We start from the raw sequence: 14977 nt of genomic DNA, 5'->3' as shown, positions 1-14977 counted from the left end.
GTGGTCCCTCACATCCGGAAGACGCCGAAGCCGCCGCGCGCGCCCTCGTAGGGCGCGGTGTGCACGGCGGACAGGCACAGGCCGAGGACGGTGCGGGTGTCGCGCGGGTCGATGACACCGTCGTCGTACAGCCGCCCGGACAGGAACATCGGCAGCGACTCGGACTCGATCTGCCGCTCCACCATGGCGCGCAGGGCGGCGTCCGCGTCCTCGTCGTACGGCTGCCCCTTCGCCTCGGCCGACTGGCGGGCGACGATCGACAGCACGCCGGCGAGCTGCTGCGGGCCCATGACGGCGGACTTGGCGCTGGGCCAGGCGAACAGGAACCGGGGGTCGTACGCCCGTCCGCACATGCCGTAGTGCCCGGCGCCGTACGACGCCCCCATGAGCACGGACAGATGCGGGACCTTGCTGTTGCTCACCGCGTTGATCATCATCGCGCCGTGTTTGATGATCCCGCCCTGCTCGTACTCCTTGCCGACCATGTAGCCGGTGGTGTTGTGCAGGAAGAGCAGCGGGATGTCGCGCTGGTTGGCGAGCTGGATGAACTGGGCCGCCTTCTGCGACTCGGCGCTGAACAGGACGCCCTGGGCGTTGGCCAGGATCCCGACCGGGTAGCCGTGCAGGCTCGCCCAGCCGGTCACCAGACTCGTGCCGTACAGCGGCTTGAACTCGTCGAAGTCGGAGGCGTCCACGATCCGGGCGATGACCTCGCGCGGGTCGAAGGGCGTCCTGAGGTCGCCGGGGACGATGCCCAGCAGCTCCTCCGGGTCGTACCGGGGCGGCTCGGCGGGTCCGGGGTCCGGGTACGCCTTGCGGTGGTTGAGGCGGGCGACCACCCGGCGGGCCCGGCGCAACGCGTCCGGCTCGTCGACGGCGAAGTGGTCGGCGAGGCCGGACACGCGCGCGTGCATCTCGGCGCCGCCGAGGGACTCGTCGTCGCTCTCCTCGCCGGTGGCCATCTTCACCAGCGGCGGCCCGCCGAGGAAGACCTTCGCCCGCTCCTTGACCATGATCACGTGGTCGGACATGCCCGGGACGTAGGCGCCCCCGGCCGTGGAGTTGCCGAAGACGACCGCGATCGTGGGAATCCCGGCCGCCGACAGCCGGGTGAGGTCGCGGAAGATCGCGCCGCCGGGAATGAAGATCTCCTTCTGCGACGGCAGGTCCGCACCGCCCGACTCCACCAGGCTGATGCAGGGCAGCCGGTTGGCGAGGGCGATGTCGTTGGCGCGCAGGGCCTTCTTCAGGCTCCACGGGTTGCTCGCGCCGCCGCGCACGGTCGGGTCGTTGGCGGTGATCAGGCACTCCACGCCCTCGACCACGCCGATGCCGGTGACCAGGGAGGCGCCGACGGTGTAGTCGCTGCCCCAGGCGGCGAGCGGGGACAGCTCCAGGAACGGGGTGTCGGGGTCGAGGAGCAGTTCGATGCGTTCGCGGGCGAGCAGCTTGCCGCGCTCCCGGTGCCGTGCGACGTACTTCTCGCCGCCGCCCGCGAGCGCCTTGGCGTGCTCGGCGTCGAGGTCGGCGAGCTTGGCGAGCATGGCCTCGCGGTGGGCCCGGTGATCGGGGCCGGCGGGGTCCAGCGCTGTCTTGAGAACCGTCACAGGAGGGTCTCCGGGATGTCCAGGTGGCGGGAGCGCAGCCATTCGCCGAGGGCCTTGGCCTGCGGGTCGAAGCGGTGGCGGGCGGCGACACCCGCGCCGAGGATGCCCTCGACGACGAAGTTGACCGCGCGCAGGTTCGGCAGCACGTGCCGGGTGACGGGCAGGTCGCGGCTCTCGGGGATCAGCTGCTGGAACCTTTCGGCGGTCAGCTCGTGCGCGAGCCACCGCCAGGCGTCCTCGGTGCGGGCCCAGACGCCGACGTTGGCGTTCCCGCCCTTGTCCCCGCTGCGGGCGCCGGCGACCAGGCCGAGCGGCGCACGCCGGGTCGGACCGGCCGGCAGCGGCGGGGGCAGGGGTGGGGGCGGTACGTCGCTCAGCGGCCGGGTTTCCCGGGGCGGCGGCACGGGAACACGGCGTCCGTCGGGGAGAACGGCCGTGTGGTCTACGGCGCCATGGGCGACGGCCACATCCTCGAAGACCCCGTAAGGGGTGCCCTTTTCGGGTGGGGACAGCACATGGAAGCCCGGGTAGCTGGCCAGCGCCAGCTCCACCGCGGCCCCGCTCAGCGCCCGGCCGACGACCCGCTCGTCCGGATCCCGTACGACGAGCCGCAGCAGGGCGCTCGCCGTCTCCTCGGTGCCGGCGTCCGCCCGGTCGGTGCGGACCAGTTCCCAACGCACCTCGGCCGGCGGGGACTTGGCGAGCGCGTCGGTGAGCTGCTCGCGCACCAGGTCCGCCTTGGCCTCGATGTCGAGTCCGGTGAGGACGAAGGCGACCTCGTTGCGGAAGCCGCCGAGCCGGTTGAGCCCGGCCTTGAGCGTCGGCGGCGGCGCCTCCCCCCGCACACCCTCGATCCGCACCCGGTCCGGGCCGTCCTGGCTCAGCCGGGCGGTGTCCAGCCGGGCGGTGACATCGGGCCCGGCGTACCGGCCGCCGCCGGTCTCGTACAGCAGCTGGGCGGTGACCGTGCCGACGTCGACCAGGCCGCCGGTGCCGGGGTGCTTGGTGACGACACTGCTGCCGTCGGCGTGGATCTCGGCGAGCGGGAAGCCGGGCCGGCGTACGTCCCCCTCCCGGAAGAACGCGTAGTTCCCGCCGGTGGCCTGCGTGCCGCACTCCAGCACGTGCCCGGCGACGACGGCGCCCGCGAGCCGGTCGTACTCCCCCGGCCGCCAGCCGAAGTGGGCGGCGGCGGGCCCGGTGACGAGGGCCGCGTCGGTCACCCGCCCGGTGACGACGATGTCCGCGCCGGCCCGCAGGCACTCGGCGATGCCGAAGCCGCCGAGGTAGGCGTGGGCGGCGAGGGCGCCGGGGTGGCGGGCGGTCAGGTCGTCGCCCTCGACGTGCGCGACGGCGGCCGGGATGCCGAGCCGGCCGGCCAGTTCCCGGGTCGCCTCGGCGAGTCCGGCCGGATTGAGGCCGCCCGCGTTGACGACGATCTTCACCCCGCGCTCGCGGGCGAGGCCGAGGCAGTCCTCCAGCTGGCGCAGGAAGGTGCGGGCGTATCCGGCGGACGGGTCCTTCAACCGGTCGCGGGCGAGGATCAGCATGGTGAGTTCGGCGAGGTAGTCGCCGGTGAGGACGTCCACCTCGCCGCCGGTGAGCATCTCGCGCAGGGCGGCCGCGCGGTCGCCGTAGAAGCCGGAGAAGTTGCCGACGCGCAGCACGGTCACGCCGGAGCCCCCTTCGGCGGGCGGCCGGTACCGGGCGGGCCCGCGAACGCCTGCGCGATGTCCAGCCAGCGGTCGGCGTCCGGGCCCACGGCGGTCAGGGCGAGGTCGGTGCGGTGGGCGCGCTGGGTGACGAGGAGGCAGAAGTCGAGGACGGGGCCGGTGACGCGTTGCGGGGCGTCTTCGGGGCCGTATGTCCACACCTCGCCGGAGGGCGCGGTCAGTTCCACGCGGAACTCGTCGGCGGGCGGGGTGAGCCCGTGGACGGTGTGGGCGAAGTCGCGGGTCCGCACCCCGAGCCGGGCCACATGCCTGAGCCGATCGCCGGGTGGGCGGACCACACCCAGCGCCTCGGCGATGTCCAGCCCATGGGCCCAGGTCTCCATAAGACGGGCCGTGGCCATCGAGGCGGCCGACATGGGCGGGCCGTACCAGGGGAAACGGGAGCCGGGTGGAGCCGCACGCAGCGCCCGGTCGAGCGCGTCACGCCCTTCCCGCCATCCCGCCAGCAGTTCGGCGGGCGCCAGACGGGCGCCTTCCTCCGCGCCCTGGTCCACGAACGAGCCGGGAGCGGTGAGCGCCTTCTCGACCAGCGCCTGGAAGGCGTCCGCATCGGTGACGGCCAGCAGCGCCGAGCGGTCGGTCCAGGCGAGGTGGGCGATCTGGTGGGCGAGGGTCCACCCGGGCGCGGGAGTGGGGAGCGCCCACTGCGCGGGGGTCAACTCGGCGGTGAGCCGGTCGAGTTCCTCGCTCTCCGCACGCAGGTCGTCGATGACGGGCGTCGGGTCGGCCATGAGGGGAGCATGGCAGCGGGCTCAGAAACAATCAAGCGTGCTTGCATGAATTTGTTCCGGCCGCAGGGCCGGCTCCCCTGCGCGTGCCGGCGCCTATGCCCCGTGAGGGGAGCTCGCCACCTGACTCCCCGCGTGACTCTCAGCGCGACTCCCTGCCCGACTCTCCGCCTGGCTCCCCGCGCGGCCCCCCGCATCGCTCGCCGCCTGACTCTTCGACCGGCCGACCTGGGTGCGGACCGCGCCGATGCTCGCCGCGATGACCAGGGCGATCGCGCCCGCCTCCCGCAGGGACAGGGACTGGCCGAGGATGAGGAAACCGGCCGTTGCCGCGATCGCCGGTTCGAGACTCATCAGGATGGCGAAGGTGGAGGCGGGCAGGCGGCGCAGGGCGAGCAGTTCCAGGGTGTAGGGCAGGACCGAGGACAGCAGGGCCACGGCCGCGCCGAGGGCGATCGTGGTGGGGTTCAGCAGACGGGTGCCCGCCGAGGCCACACCGATCGGAAGGAAGAGAACGGCCGCTACGGCCATGGCGAGGGCCAGACCGTCCGCCTGGGGGAAGCGGCGGCCCGTGCGGGCGCTGAAGAGGATATAGATCGCCCACATGGCACCGGCCCCCAGGGCAAAAGCGACACCTATGGGGTCGAGGGTGTCGAAGCCTCCGCCGCCCAGCAGGAACACACCGAGCAGGGCCAGGCCCGCCCACACGGCGTTGATCGCGCGGCGGGAGGCCAGGACGGACAGGGCCAGCGGGCCGAGGACCTCCAGGGTGACCGCCGGGCCCAGCGGGATACGGGCGACCGCCTCGTAGAAGAGGCCGTTCATCGCGCCCATGGCGATACCGAAGGCGACCACCGTGCCCCAGTCGGTGCGGGAGTGGCCGCGCAGCCGGGGGCGGCAGACCAGGAGGAGGACCAGCGCCGCCGCGAGGAGGCGCAGGGTGACGACGCCGGGTGCGCCGGCCCGGGGCATCAGCGTCACCGCGAGGGCGCCGCCGAACTGGACCGAGACTCCGCCGGCCAGGACGAGGCCCACCGGGCCCAGCGAGCCGAGGCGGCGCGGCCCCTGGACGGGGGCGACCGGGGTCTGCGTGGCGGTGCTGGAGGTGGCGGTCACGGGCGGTCCTGGTGCTTGATCGAGTTCGTTCATCGCGATGTACTGCCAGGTCCAGGGTAGTGGACTTCGACAGGAGCGTGAACCCTTTACGGCACTGTCCCGGATGGTGGGATCCCGTCGGCGGCCGGACGCCCCGTCAACTGCCCGGCCAGGCCTGCTCCTCACGGAAGAGGGGGCGGCCGTCGGGCAGGTACGCCGGCATGTTTCCGCACGGCTCGCAGCCGGGCTGGGCCCAGGCCCCGGCGGGGGCGTACGCCTCGAATCCCTGCCCGTGCGGGTACGTCTGGGTCGGCTGCCCATGCGGGTACGTCGGAGCCGGCTGCCCATGCTGGTCCGGGTGCTCCGGCTGCCCGTACCGAGGGGTGTGATCCGGCTGCCGTGCCCGCTGGTCCTCCCACAGCGGCATGCGCAGTTCGCCGGTGTCCATCACCGCGCCGTTTTGCGAGCGGTGCAGCCGCGCGTACGCCCCGCCCCGGGCGAGCAGCTCGTCATGCCGGCCGGTCTCCACGACCCGGCCCCGGTCGACGACGAGGATGCGGTCGGCGTCGGGGGCGAGGTTGAGGTCGTGCGTGATCATGATCGTCGTACGGCCGGCCATCAGGCGGCGCAGGGGCTTCACCACGCGGCGGGCGGCCATCGCGTCCAGGCCGGTCGTGGGCTCGTCCAGGACCAGGACCGGGGCGTCGCGGAGGATGGCGCGGGCGATGGCCAGACGCTGGAGCTGACCGCCGGACAGACGGGCCGAGTGGGAGTCCACCGGCGTGTCGTAGCCGTCGGGCAACCGGACGATGAAGTCGTGGGCGTCCGCCGCCCTCGCCGCCTCCTCGATGGCCTGGTCGCTGGCGCCGGGCCGGCCGCAGGCGATGTTGGCGCGCACCGTGTCGTGCAGCACCAGGGTCTCCTGGGGGAGCAGGGTGACGTACTCCCGCAGGCGCGCCAGCGGGAAGTCGCGCAGCGGGGTGCCGTCCAGCAGGACGTCGCCCGCGTCCGGGTCGTAGAAGCGCAGCAGCAGCTTGGACACCGTGGACTTGCCCGCGCCGCTCGGGCCGGTGACGATCACCAGCTCGCCGGGGCGCACCGCGAAGGACAGGCCTTCGAGGGCGGTGTCGTCGGCGCCCGGGTAGCGGAAGGTCACGTCCCGGACCTCGACGGTTCCGTCCGGGCGGCCGGTGTCGGCCGGGTGCCGGGGGTCGGTGACCGACGGTCCGGCGTCCAGGATCTCGATGAGCCGCTCGGCGCCCGCCGTGGCGGCGGTGACGGTGAGGCCCAGCTGGGCGAGGCCGCGCACCGGCGGGTAGAGGTAGCCGAGGAACGCGGCGAAGGCGAGGAGCTCACCGAGGGTCATCCGGCCGGTGGAGATCTCCCAGGCGCCGATGCCGATCACGGCGAGCACGCACACCGTCTCGATGACCTGGACGAGCTGCTCGTAGGCCTCGTTCAGGCGGGCGGAGCGGACCGAGGCGCGGAACCAGGCGGTGGCCTCCTCGTGCAGCCGGCGGCGTTCGGCGTCGCGGCGGTCGTAGGCCTGGGTCAGCACGATGGTGCCGAGGGCCTCCTCCACCACGGAGGTGATCGCGCCGTCGGCGACCCGGCCCTCGCGGGAGACGTCCTTGATGGAACCGGAGAAGCGGCGGGCGGCCAGCCAGAACAGGGGCGCGAGGACGAAGGTGGCGGCGGCCAGGTCCCAGCGCAGCCAGAACGCGGCGGCCGCGTAGAAGAGGGCGGAGAAGGCCGCCGAGGCGGCGCCCACCAGGCCGGACACGACCATCGTCTCGATCGCTTCCACGTCACTGGTCAGCCGGGAGAGCAGATCGCCCTGGCGGTGACGCTGGAAGAAGTGCGGGGGCAGTTGCTGGACGTGGTCGAAGACGTGCTCGCGCAGCCGCATCACGAACCGCTCGGTCGCCCAGGCGGCGAGGGAGTTGCCGGCGTACGCGACGAGCGCGCCGAGCACCGCGATGCCCAGCCACTTCAGCGCCGGGCTCCAGAACGCGGCCGGCGAGCCCTTCTGCAGGGCGTGGTCGGTGAGGTCACCGAACAGCAGGATGGCCTCGGTCTCGGCGAGCGCGGCGAGCACCGTGCACAGCCAGACGAGGAGCAGCCATCTCCTGAGCCCCTTCGTCAGCGGCCAGAAACGGCGGAATGCCGTCCGGGCGGGAATGGTGGGGGTCTCGCACTCGAACTCGTCGTCCTCGTCGCCCATCGGATTCCCCTTTCGAATCGCCGTCCCGAACGAAAAAGAAAAAGGGGCCGGCGGTGCACCATCGGCCCCCTTTTAATTCACCGCGCGTTCAGCCGGCTCAGCGGTCCTGGCCGGGCAGCGGCTTGGGCAGCGGCTTCGGCGCGTGCTTCTTCTTGGGCTTCGGCGGGGGCGGCGGCGGGAGCTGCTTCTTCGGCTTGGGGGGCAGCGGGGCCAGCTTCTTGAGGCTCATTCCGACTCCTGATTTCGCACTGTACGTGTGATGCTGAATTCCGCGTCCGGAACCCGACACCGAAGAACTTACACGCCGCTCAGGAGTCGGAACGGCAAAATCGGCAAAGGGGGGCTGTGAGTACCTTGGAATACCTTTGCGGTTCCTGAGGGACCCGCTCGAAGCTGAGAATTCCCTTACGAACCCTTGCGAACCTGAGAGCAGCCTTATGAGCTCCCGGCCTTCGGCCCCCACGCGGCCAGCACCTCCGTGTCCGTCGCACGGGCGTGGAGGTGGTAGTCCGCCCACGCGGCGATGTCCGGGTAGGCGCACGCGGCGGTGAGCCGGGCGACGGCCGCCGGGATGTCGTACGGCGTCACGCGCAGGTCGGTGCCGGGGCCGAGGAGGCACCAGTGGGCGCCGGGGCGGCCGTAGGGCATGCCGACGCTGCCCGGGTTGACGACCAGGCGGCCGTGGGCCAGGCGGACGTAGGGCATGTGTGTGTGGCCGCAGACGACCGTGCCGATGCCGGACGCCAGGCCGCCCAGGACCTCCGACCAGCGGGCCGGCCGGGAGTCCACCAGGACCAGTTCCTCGTCGTCGCGCGGGGTGGCATGGCAGAACAGGACCGTGCCGAGGCCGCGGACGCGCAGGGTGAGGGTCTTCGGGAGGGCCTCCAGGAAGCCGACCTGGTCGTCGCGGAGCGCCCGGGCCGCGAAGGGGCCGATGGGGTCGGGGATGTCCGTGCGCTGCCCGCGCCGGTACTCCACGAGCTCCCGGTCGGCGTTCCCCGCGAGCCACAGCACCCGGTCGCCCTGCTCCCGCAGCAGGTCCAGTACCTCCACCGGCTGGGGCCCCGCCGCGATGTCGCCGGTGACGACGATGCGGTCGGCGGCGGCCACCTCCGGCTCGGCGAGGACTGCCTCCAGGGCGGGCAGTACTCCGTGGATGTCGGAGAGGACCGCCAGGCGGGTGTGCTCCACCCCCGGTTCCGCGGTGTTCAGTTCGAGTGCCGTCGGCCGGCACGGACCCACGTCACCACCACGAGCGCCGCGGTGACGAACATGACGACGCTGGCGGTGGCCACGGATTCGACGTACGGCTCGTATCCGTCCGTGCGGAGCTGGACCGCGAGGAACGCGAGAGCCGTGCCGAGCGCCGCGATCGCGGCGGACAGGGAGGCGAACGGTGCCTTCGTCATGGGGGGTTCCTCCGAGATGTGAGGCGACTGGTCACTTTCGAGTCTACGGATCCGCTGTCAACTGCCCTTGTGCGTACCCGGTTTCCCCTCAACTCCCCTCTTCCTTCTCCCTCTCCTCGCCCCCTCTTCGTCCAACGCCTGCGCCAGCACCTCCGCCAGATGCCTGCCCCGCACCCCGGCCAGCTGTTCCAGCTGGGTGCGGCAGGAGAAGCCGTCGGCCAGGACCACCGCTCGCTCGGGTGCTTCGCGGACGGCGGGGAGGAGCTGTTCCTCCGCGCAGGCCCTCGACACCTCGAAGTGGCCTTTCTCGAAGCCGAAGTTGCCCGCGAGGCCGCAGCAGCCGCCGCTCAGCTCGCCGGTGAGGCCCGCGGCCTCGCGCAGCCGCCGGTCGGGGGTGTCGCCGAGCACCGCGTGCTGGTGGCAGTGGGTCTGGCCGGCGACCGGGCGGTCCACGGCCGGCGGAGTCCAGTGCGGGGCGTGCCGCTCCAGGGCCTCGGCGAAGGTGGTGACGGCCGAGGCCAGCCGGGCGGCACGCGGGTCGTCGTGCAGCAGCTCGGGCAGGTCGGTGCGCAGGGCCGCCGCGCAGCTCGGTTCCAGGACGACGACCGGGGCTCCGGCCCGCAGCACCGGTTCCATCAGGTCCAGCGTGCGGCGCAGGACCGTGCGGGCGCGGTCGAGCTGGCCGGTGGAGAGGTAGGTGAGGCCGCAGCAGACCCGGGCCCGGCGGGCGGCGAGCAGCGCGGTGGCCGGTCCGGCCCGGCCGTCACCGATCCGTCCCCCGCGCGGCAGCAGCGTCGGCGGCAGGGCGACGCGCAGCCCGGCGGCCTCCAGCACCCGGACGGCGGCCCGGCCGACGGAGGGGGACAGATGCTCGGTGAAGGTGTCCGGCCACAGCACGACCAGGTCGCCCGGGCCGCCCGATGCCGGCTCCCCGGGGGCCCGGGGCCGGTTTCCTCGTGCGCCACCAGCCGGTGAAGGTCCGCCTCGCCAGCCGGGGAATCCGCCGCTCGGCGGCGACCCCGGCCAGGCGCTTGCCGGCACCGGCCAACGGCCCCACCGCGGCGAGGGCGTTGAGCAGCGGGGCCGTGTGCGTGCGGGCCACCCAGCGCAGCCACTGCGGCAGCCGGCCCATGCTGAGGTGGGCGGCGGGCCGGCGGCGGCCGGCGTAGTGGTGGTGCAGGAACTCGGCCTTGTAGGTGGCCATGTCGACGCCGACCGGGCAGTCGGAGCGGCAGCCCTTGCAGGACAGGCACAGGTCCAGGGCGTCGCGGACCTCTGTGGACCGCCAGCCGTCGGTGACCAGTTCGCCGGCCAGCATCTCGTGCAGCAGCCGGGCCCGGCCGCGGGTGGAGTGCTCCTCCTCGCCGGTCACCCGGAAGGACGGGCACATCACGGCGGGGCCGGCCGCCGTGGTCGTCCGGCACTTGGCGACGCCGACGCAGCGGCGGACGGCGGCGCGGAAGTCGCCGTCGTCGGCGGGGTAGCCGAAGGCCACGTCGACGGGCCTGCGCGGCAGCACGGAGAAGCGCAGGCCCGTGTCGAGCGGGGCGGGACGGACCAGCATGCCGGGGTTGAGCAGGTCGTCGGGGTCCCAGACCGCCTTGGCCCGCTCGAACAGCCGCACCGTCTCGGCGCCGTACATGCGTGGCAGCAGCTCCGCGCGGGCCTGTCCGTCCCCGTGTTCCCCGGACAGCGAGCCGCCGTGCTCCACCACCAGGTCGGCCAGGTCCTCGGAGAAGCGGCGGAAGCGGCCGACGCCGGCCTCGGTGAGCAGGTCGAAGTCGATACGGACGTGGATGCAGCCGTCGCCGAAGTGGCCGTACGGCGTACCGCGCAGGCCGTGGGCGGTGAGCAGGGCGCGGAAGTCGCGCAGATAGCCGCCGAGCCGGGCGGGCGGCACCGCGCAGTCCTCCCAGCCGGGCCAGGCCTCGCTGCCGTCCGGCATGCGGGTGGCCGTGCCGCTCGCGTCCTCGCGGATGCGCCACAGGGCACGCTGGGCGGCGGGCTCCGTCACCACCAGGGAGTCGGACACGTCGGCCGCGCGGACGATCTCCCGCGCACGCGCGCCCGCCTCGGCCGCCGACTCCCCGCCGGTCTCCACGAACAGCCAGGCGCCCCCCTCGGGCAGTCCGGCCGGGGCGCGCACCAGGTCGGCGGCCATGCCCTCCACCGTCAGCGGGCCGTACGGCAGCAGGCCGGCGGCGGCCTCGGCGGCGGCGCTCTCGTCGCCGTACCCCAGCACGGCGAGGGCATGGGCGCGGGGGGCCGGGACGAGCCGCACGACCGCTTCGGTGAGGATGCCGAGGGTGCCCTCCGAACCGCAGAAGGAGCGGGCGACGTCGGCGCCCCTCTCGGGCAGCAGTGCGTCCAGCGCGTACCCGGAGATGCGGCGGGGCAGGTCCGGGAAGCCGGTGCGCAGGCGGGCCAGTTCGCCCTCCGTCAGCTCCCGCAGCCCCTCGGGCGCCCCGGCCCAGTCCCGGCCGAGCCGCAGCCGCTGCCCGCGCGCGGTGAGGACGGACAGCTCGCGCACGCTGTCCGCGGTGGTCCCCCAGGCCACCGAGTGCGCGCCGCAGGAGTTGTTGCCGATCATCCCGCCGAGCGTGCACCGGCTGTGCGTGGACGGGTCGGGACCGAAGCGCAGGCCGTGCGGGGCCGCGGCCTCCTGGAGGCGGTCCAGGACGAGCCCCGGCTGGACGACGGCCGTACGGGTGACCGGGTCCAGCTCCAGCAGGCCGTTCATGTGCCGGGTGAAGTCCAGCACCACGCCCGCACCGGTCGCCTGCCCCGCGATGGACGTGCCGCCGCCGCGCGCCACCACCGGCACCCCATGCGCCCGGCAGACCTCCAGCACGGCGGCCACGTCGTCGGCGTCTCTCGGCGCCACGACGCCCAGCGGGACCCGCCGGTAGTTGGACGCGTCCATGGTGACCAGCGCCCGGGAGGTGACGTCGAAACCGACCTCGCCCCGGACGACCCCGCGCAGCTCCGCCCGCAGACCCGAGTGATCCGTCATGCGTCCAGGATGCATCCGCTCACGGACCGTCACCGAAAGTTTTCCACAGCCCCGCCCATATCGTCGTACTACTTCACAAGTCCAGGCTTTGACGATCTTGTCTCATCCGACGGACACGGCTACGCCCGGTTTCGCCCCGCGGGATACCCTCCGAACCGTGGCCGACATCCAGATTCCCGCTGACATCAAGCCCGCCGACGGACGCTTCGGCGCGGGCCCCTCCAAGGTGCGTACCGAGGCACTTGAGGCGCTCGCCGCCACCGGCAGCTCCCTGCTCGGCACCTCCCACCGCCAGGCCCCGGTCAAGAACCTGGTGGGCGAGGTCCGCGAAGGCATCGGCTCCCTGTTCTCGCTCCCCGAGGGCTACGAGGTGGTCCTCGGCAACGGCGGCTCGACCGCCTTCTGGGACATCGCCACCCACGGTCTGATCGAGAACAAGTCCCAGCACCTGAGCTTCGGCGAGTTCTCGTCCAAGTTCGCCAAGGCCGCCAAGCTGGCGCCCTGGCTGGCCGAGCCGACCGTCGTCGCCGCCGACCCCGGCACCCACCCCGAGGCCCGGGCCGAGGCGGGCGTGGACGTGTACGCCTTCACCCACAACGAGACCTCCACCGGTGTCGCCATGCCGATCAAGCGCGTGGCCGGCGCCGACGAGGGCGCGCTCGTCCTGGTGGACGCCACCTCCGGCGCGGGCGGCCTCCCGGTCGACGTCGCCGAGACCGACGTCTACTACTTCGCCCCGCAGAAGTCCTTCGCCTCCGACGGCGGCCTGTGGATCGGCGTCTTCTCCCCGGCCGCGATCGAGCGCGCCGAGCGCGTCCACGCCTCCGGCCGCCACGTCCCGGAGTTCTTCAGCCTCCCCACGGCGATCGACAACTCCCGCAAGAACCAGACGTACAACACCCCGGCGCTCGCCACCCTGTTCCTGCTCAACGAGCAGCTGAAGTGGCTCAACGGCCAGGGCGGCCTCGCCTGGTCCACGGCCCGCACCAAGGACTCCTCGACCCGCCTGTACTCCTGGGCGGAGGAGTCCAAGTACGCCACCCCGTTCGTCACCGACCCGGCCAAGCGCTCGCAGGTCATCGGCACGATCGACTTCTCGGACGAGATCGACGCGGCCGCGGTCGCCAAGGTGCTGCGCGCCAACGGCATCGTGGACACCGAGCCGTACCGCAAGCTCGGCCGCAACCAGCTGCGCATCGCCATGTTCCCGGCGATCGACCCGGCGGACGTCGAGGCGCTGACGAAGTGCGTCGACCACGTGATCGAGCGGCTCTGACCTCCCGCGGAAGACGACCTCCCGCGTAAGACGACAAGGGGCGCCCGGTGGACACCGGGCGCCCTTCGTATGGCTCAGCTCCCGCGCCGCAGCCGCCGCAACCCGAACAGGGCGGCCACAGCGACGGCGACGACGACGGCACCGGTCTTCAGGCCGTAGCCGCCGCTGCCGTAGCTGCTCCCGCTCCGCGAACCGGTGCCGGAAGAGGGCGACTTGGCGGCGGGGCGGTCCGGCGCGTCCTTCGCCACGACCTCGCTGTCCGCCCCCTCGCTGCTGTACAGCAGCCTCGTCCCGTCGGCCGAGTAGGAGACGCCCTCGCCCTGTCCCTGCAGGGGCACGTCCAGCTGGCCCTCGCGCTTGATCCTCCCGCCGTTCCAGTCGTAGAGGATCCCGCCGAGGTACCCGCGCACGGCGAGCTGCCGTCCGTCCGGCGAGAAGGCCGCGTCGGTGGCCCACAGGTCGACCGGGGCGACGGGCCGGAAGATGTTCGCGCCGGAGGTGGAGAGGGCGGCCGGGCCCTCGTACAGGTGCCCGCCGTCCTCCTTCTTGTCGATGATGTAGACCCGCCCGGTCTTCGGGTGGACGATCAGCGACTCGGCGTCCCGCGGCCCGTTCGCGTACTTCACGACGTACTGCGTGGCGGTGACCGTCTGGTCCCTCAGCTCCTTCGGCTCGGGCAGCCGGTAGATCCACACGTACGGCCACTTGCCGCCCATGTTGTCGCCGATGTCGCCGACGTAGATCTCGTCGTGGGGCCCGATCGAGATGGCCTCGACGTCCCGCGGGGACCCGATGCCGCGCAGGGTGATCCGGGCGACGGTCTTCCCGGTCCGGCTGTCGACGGCGTAGATGTACGGCCCGTCGCTGCTGTCGTTGTGCGTCCAGTAGACGCCGGGGTGGAGATGCGAGGCGGCGAGCCCGCTGGACTCGGTGATCCTCGGGTCCTTGAGGGTGAACCCCTGGTCGCCGGGCCCGTCGGCGGCGGAGGCGGGCAGCGCGCAGGCGCCGGTGAGCAGCACCCCGGCGAGAACGGCGAACGATCGACGCATGCCCCAAGCCTGCCATTCCCTCCGGGGGTTCACCCGGCGCGCTCCTCGGCGCCCGTCGGACGTGGTGGGCCTCACATTCCACCGTCCCGCGTGATCGTCCATCATGAGCGGATGCTCAGGTTCATGCCCGTAGGTGACTCCATGACGATCGGGAGCGCCGGCGAGCACACATGGCGTTACCGTCTGTGGCAGCACCTGCGCGACACGTACGGCGGCCCGTTCACCTTCGTCGGCCCCCGCGAGGAGCTGTACGACAAGTCGGCCGACGCCCCCACGTCGTACGCCTACGCCGATCCCGGCTTCCCGCGCCACCACCTGGCGGGCTGGGGCGAGGGCTGGCTGCACATGGCACCGCTGATCGGCGACGCGCTGCGACGGCACCGGGCGGACGTCCTCCTGGTCTCCCTCGGCCTGATCGACCTGGGCTTCTACACCAACGCCGAACAGACGGCGCAGAACGTGCGCGCCTTCGTCACCGGTGCCCGCGAGGCCGCCCCGCGCATCCGCATGGTCCTGCTCCCGGTCATCCCGAACATCCGGGCCGAGGCGGACGCCTCCTTCGCCGAGCAGGTGGACCTCTTCAACGTCCTGCTCGCCAAGACGGTCGCCGACCTGGACGAACCCCGCTCACCGATCCTGCTGGCCTCGCCGCCCCAGTCGTACGACATCCACACCGACACCTACGACGGCACGCATCCCAACGCGAGCGGGGAACACCGGATCGCGGAGGCCTTCGCGGGGGCGATGTGGGAGGCGTGGGGGGTCGGACAGACGTACGGGGCGGGAACAGGTTGACCTGATTCCGGCGTGCCCCGGTCACCGTGCGTATCGTTGAACCGCGCG

Annotated in this window: 11 protein-coding genes and 1 pseudogene; 2 read left to right on the top strand and 10 right to left on the bottom strand. The window is 72.9% G+C overall.

What is annotated here, in order from left to right; all coding sequences use genetic code 11:
- Positions 1-8 precede the first annotated feature (8 nt).
- The 9 genes and pseudogenes from IE244_RS11570 to IE244_RS11535 form a co-directional block, all read right to left on the bottom strand.
- Positions 9-1607 carry an acyl-CoA carboxylase subunit beta gene (locus IE244_RS11570; protein WP_191873160.1) on the bottom strand — a complete coding sequence of 533 codons (1599 nt, stop codon included), beginning with the start codon at positions 1605-1607 and terminating at the stop codon, positions 9-11.
- Positions 1604-3280 carry an acyclic terpene utilization AtuA family protein gene (locus IE244_RS11565; RefSeq protein WP_191873158.1) on the bottom strand — a complete coding sequence of 559 codons (1677 nt, stop codon included), beginning with the start codon at positions 3278-3280 and terminating at the stop codon, positions 1604-1606. Before IE244_RS11565 ends, IE244_RS11570 begins: the two co-directional genes overlap by 4 nt.
- Positions 3277-4071, bottom strand: coding sequence for a TIGR03084 family metal-binding protein (locus IE244_RS11560; RefSeq protein ID WP_191873155.1), 795 nt, complete (start codon positions 4069-4071; stop codon positions 3277-3279). Before IE244_RS11560 ends, IE244_RS11565 begins: the two co-directional genes overlap by 4 nt.
- A gap of 93 nt (positions 4072-4164) precedes the next feature.
- Positions 4165-5184 (bottom strand): EamA family transporter, encoded by a 1020-nt coding sequence (locus IE244_RS11555; RefSeq protein ID WP_229854056.1) that lies wholly within the window; start codon positions 5182-5184, stop codon positions 4165-4167.
- Positions 5185-5320: 136 nt separating this feature from the next.
- The gene (locus tag IE244_RS11550) at positions 5321-7387 is read right to left on the bottom strand and encodes an ABC transporter ATP-binding protein (protein ID WP_191873151.1); all 2067 of its coding nucleotides are present in this window, start codon (positions 7385-7387) and stop codon (positions 5321-5323) included.
- Positions 7388-7484: 97 nt separating this feature from the next.
- Complete coding sequence (locus IE244_RS42755; protein ID WP_268252888.1) at positions 7485-7616, bottom strand: hypothetical protein; 132 nt, start codon at positions 7614-7616, stop codon at positions 7485-7487.
- A gap of 206 nt (positions 7617-7822) precedes the next feature.
- The gene (locus IE244_RS11545; RefSeq protein ID WP_191873150.1) at positions 7823-8578 is read right to left on the bottom strand and encodes a metallophosphoesterase family protein; all 756 of its coding nucleotides are present in this window, start codon (positions 8576-8578) and stop codon (positions 7823-7825) included.
- Positions 8579-8595: 17 nt separating this feature from the next.
- Positions 8596-8796: an SCO3870 family protein gene (locus tag IE244_RS11540; protein ID WP_031169284.1), complete on the bottom strand. Its 201-nt coding sequence runs from the start codon at positions 8794-8796 to the stop codon at positions 8596-8598.
- A gap of 57 nt (positions 8797-8853) precedes the next feature.
- Positions 8854-11809: pseudogene (locus IE244_RS11535) on the bottom strand (FAD-binding and (Fe-S)-binding domain-containing protein).
- A 157-nt stretch (positions 11810-11966) separates the two neighbouring features.
- On the opposite strand from IE244_RS11535, the gene serC reads away from it, so the two are divergent.
- Entirely contained in the window at positions 11967-13085 is a 1119-nt protein-coding gene (serC, locus tag IE244_RS11530; protein WP_191873147.1) for a phosphoserine transaminase, read from the top strand.
- 74 nt (positions 13086-13159) lie between these two features.
- Here the strand turns inward: serC and IE244_RS11525 are convergent, their stop codons facing one another.
- Positions 13160-14134, bottom strand: a complete 975-nt coding sequence (locus IE244_RS11525; protein ID WP_191873145.1) for a PD40 domain-containing protein — start codon at positions 14132-14134, stop codon at positions 13160-13162.
- Positions 14135-14245: 111 nt separating this feature from the next.
- Here IE244_RS11525 and IE244_RS11520 point away from each other — a divergent pair, with 111 nt between their 5' ends.
- Positions 14246-14929, top strand: a complete 684-nt coding sequence (locus tag IE244_RS11520) for a GDSL-type esterase/lipase family protein (protein WP_191873143.1) — start codon at positions 14246-14248, stop codon at positions 14927-14929.
- Positions 14930-14977 lie beyond the last annotated feature (48 nt).

The organism is Streptomyces filipinensis (genome assembly GCF_014649495.1).
GTDB lineage: Bacteria > Actinomycetota > Actinomycetes > Streptomycetales > Streptomycetaceae > Streptomyces > Streptomyces filipinensis.
The sequence above is the reverse complement of the archived record's forward strand: the minus strand, read 5'-3'. Positions and strand labels throughout refer to the sequence as shown.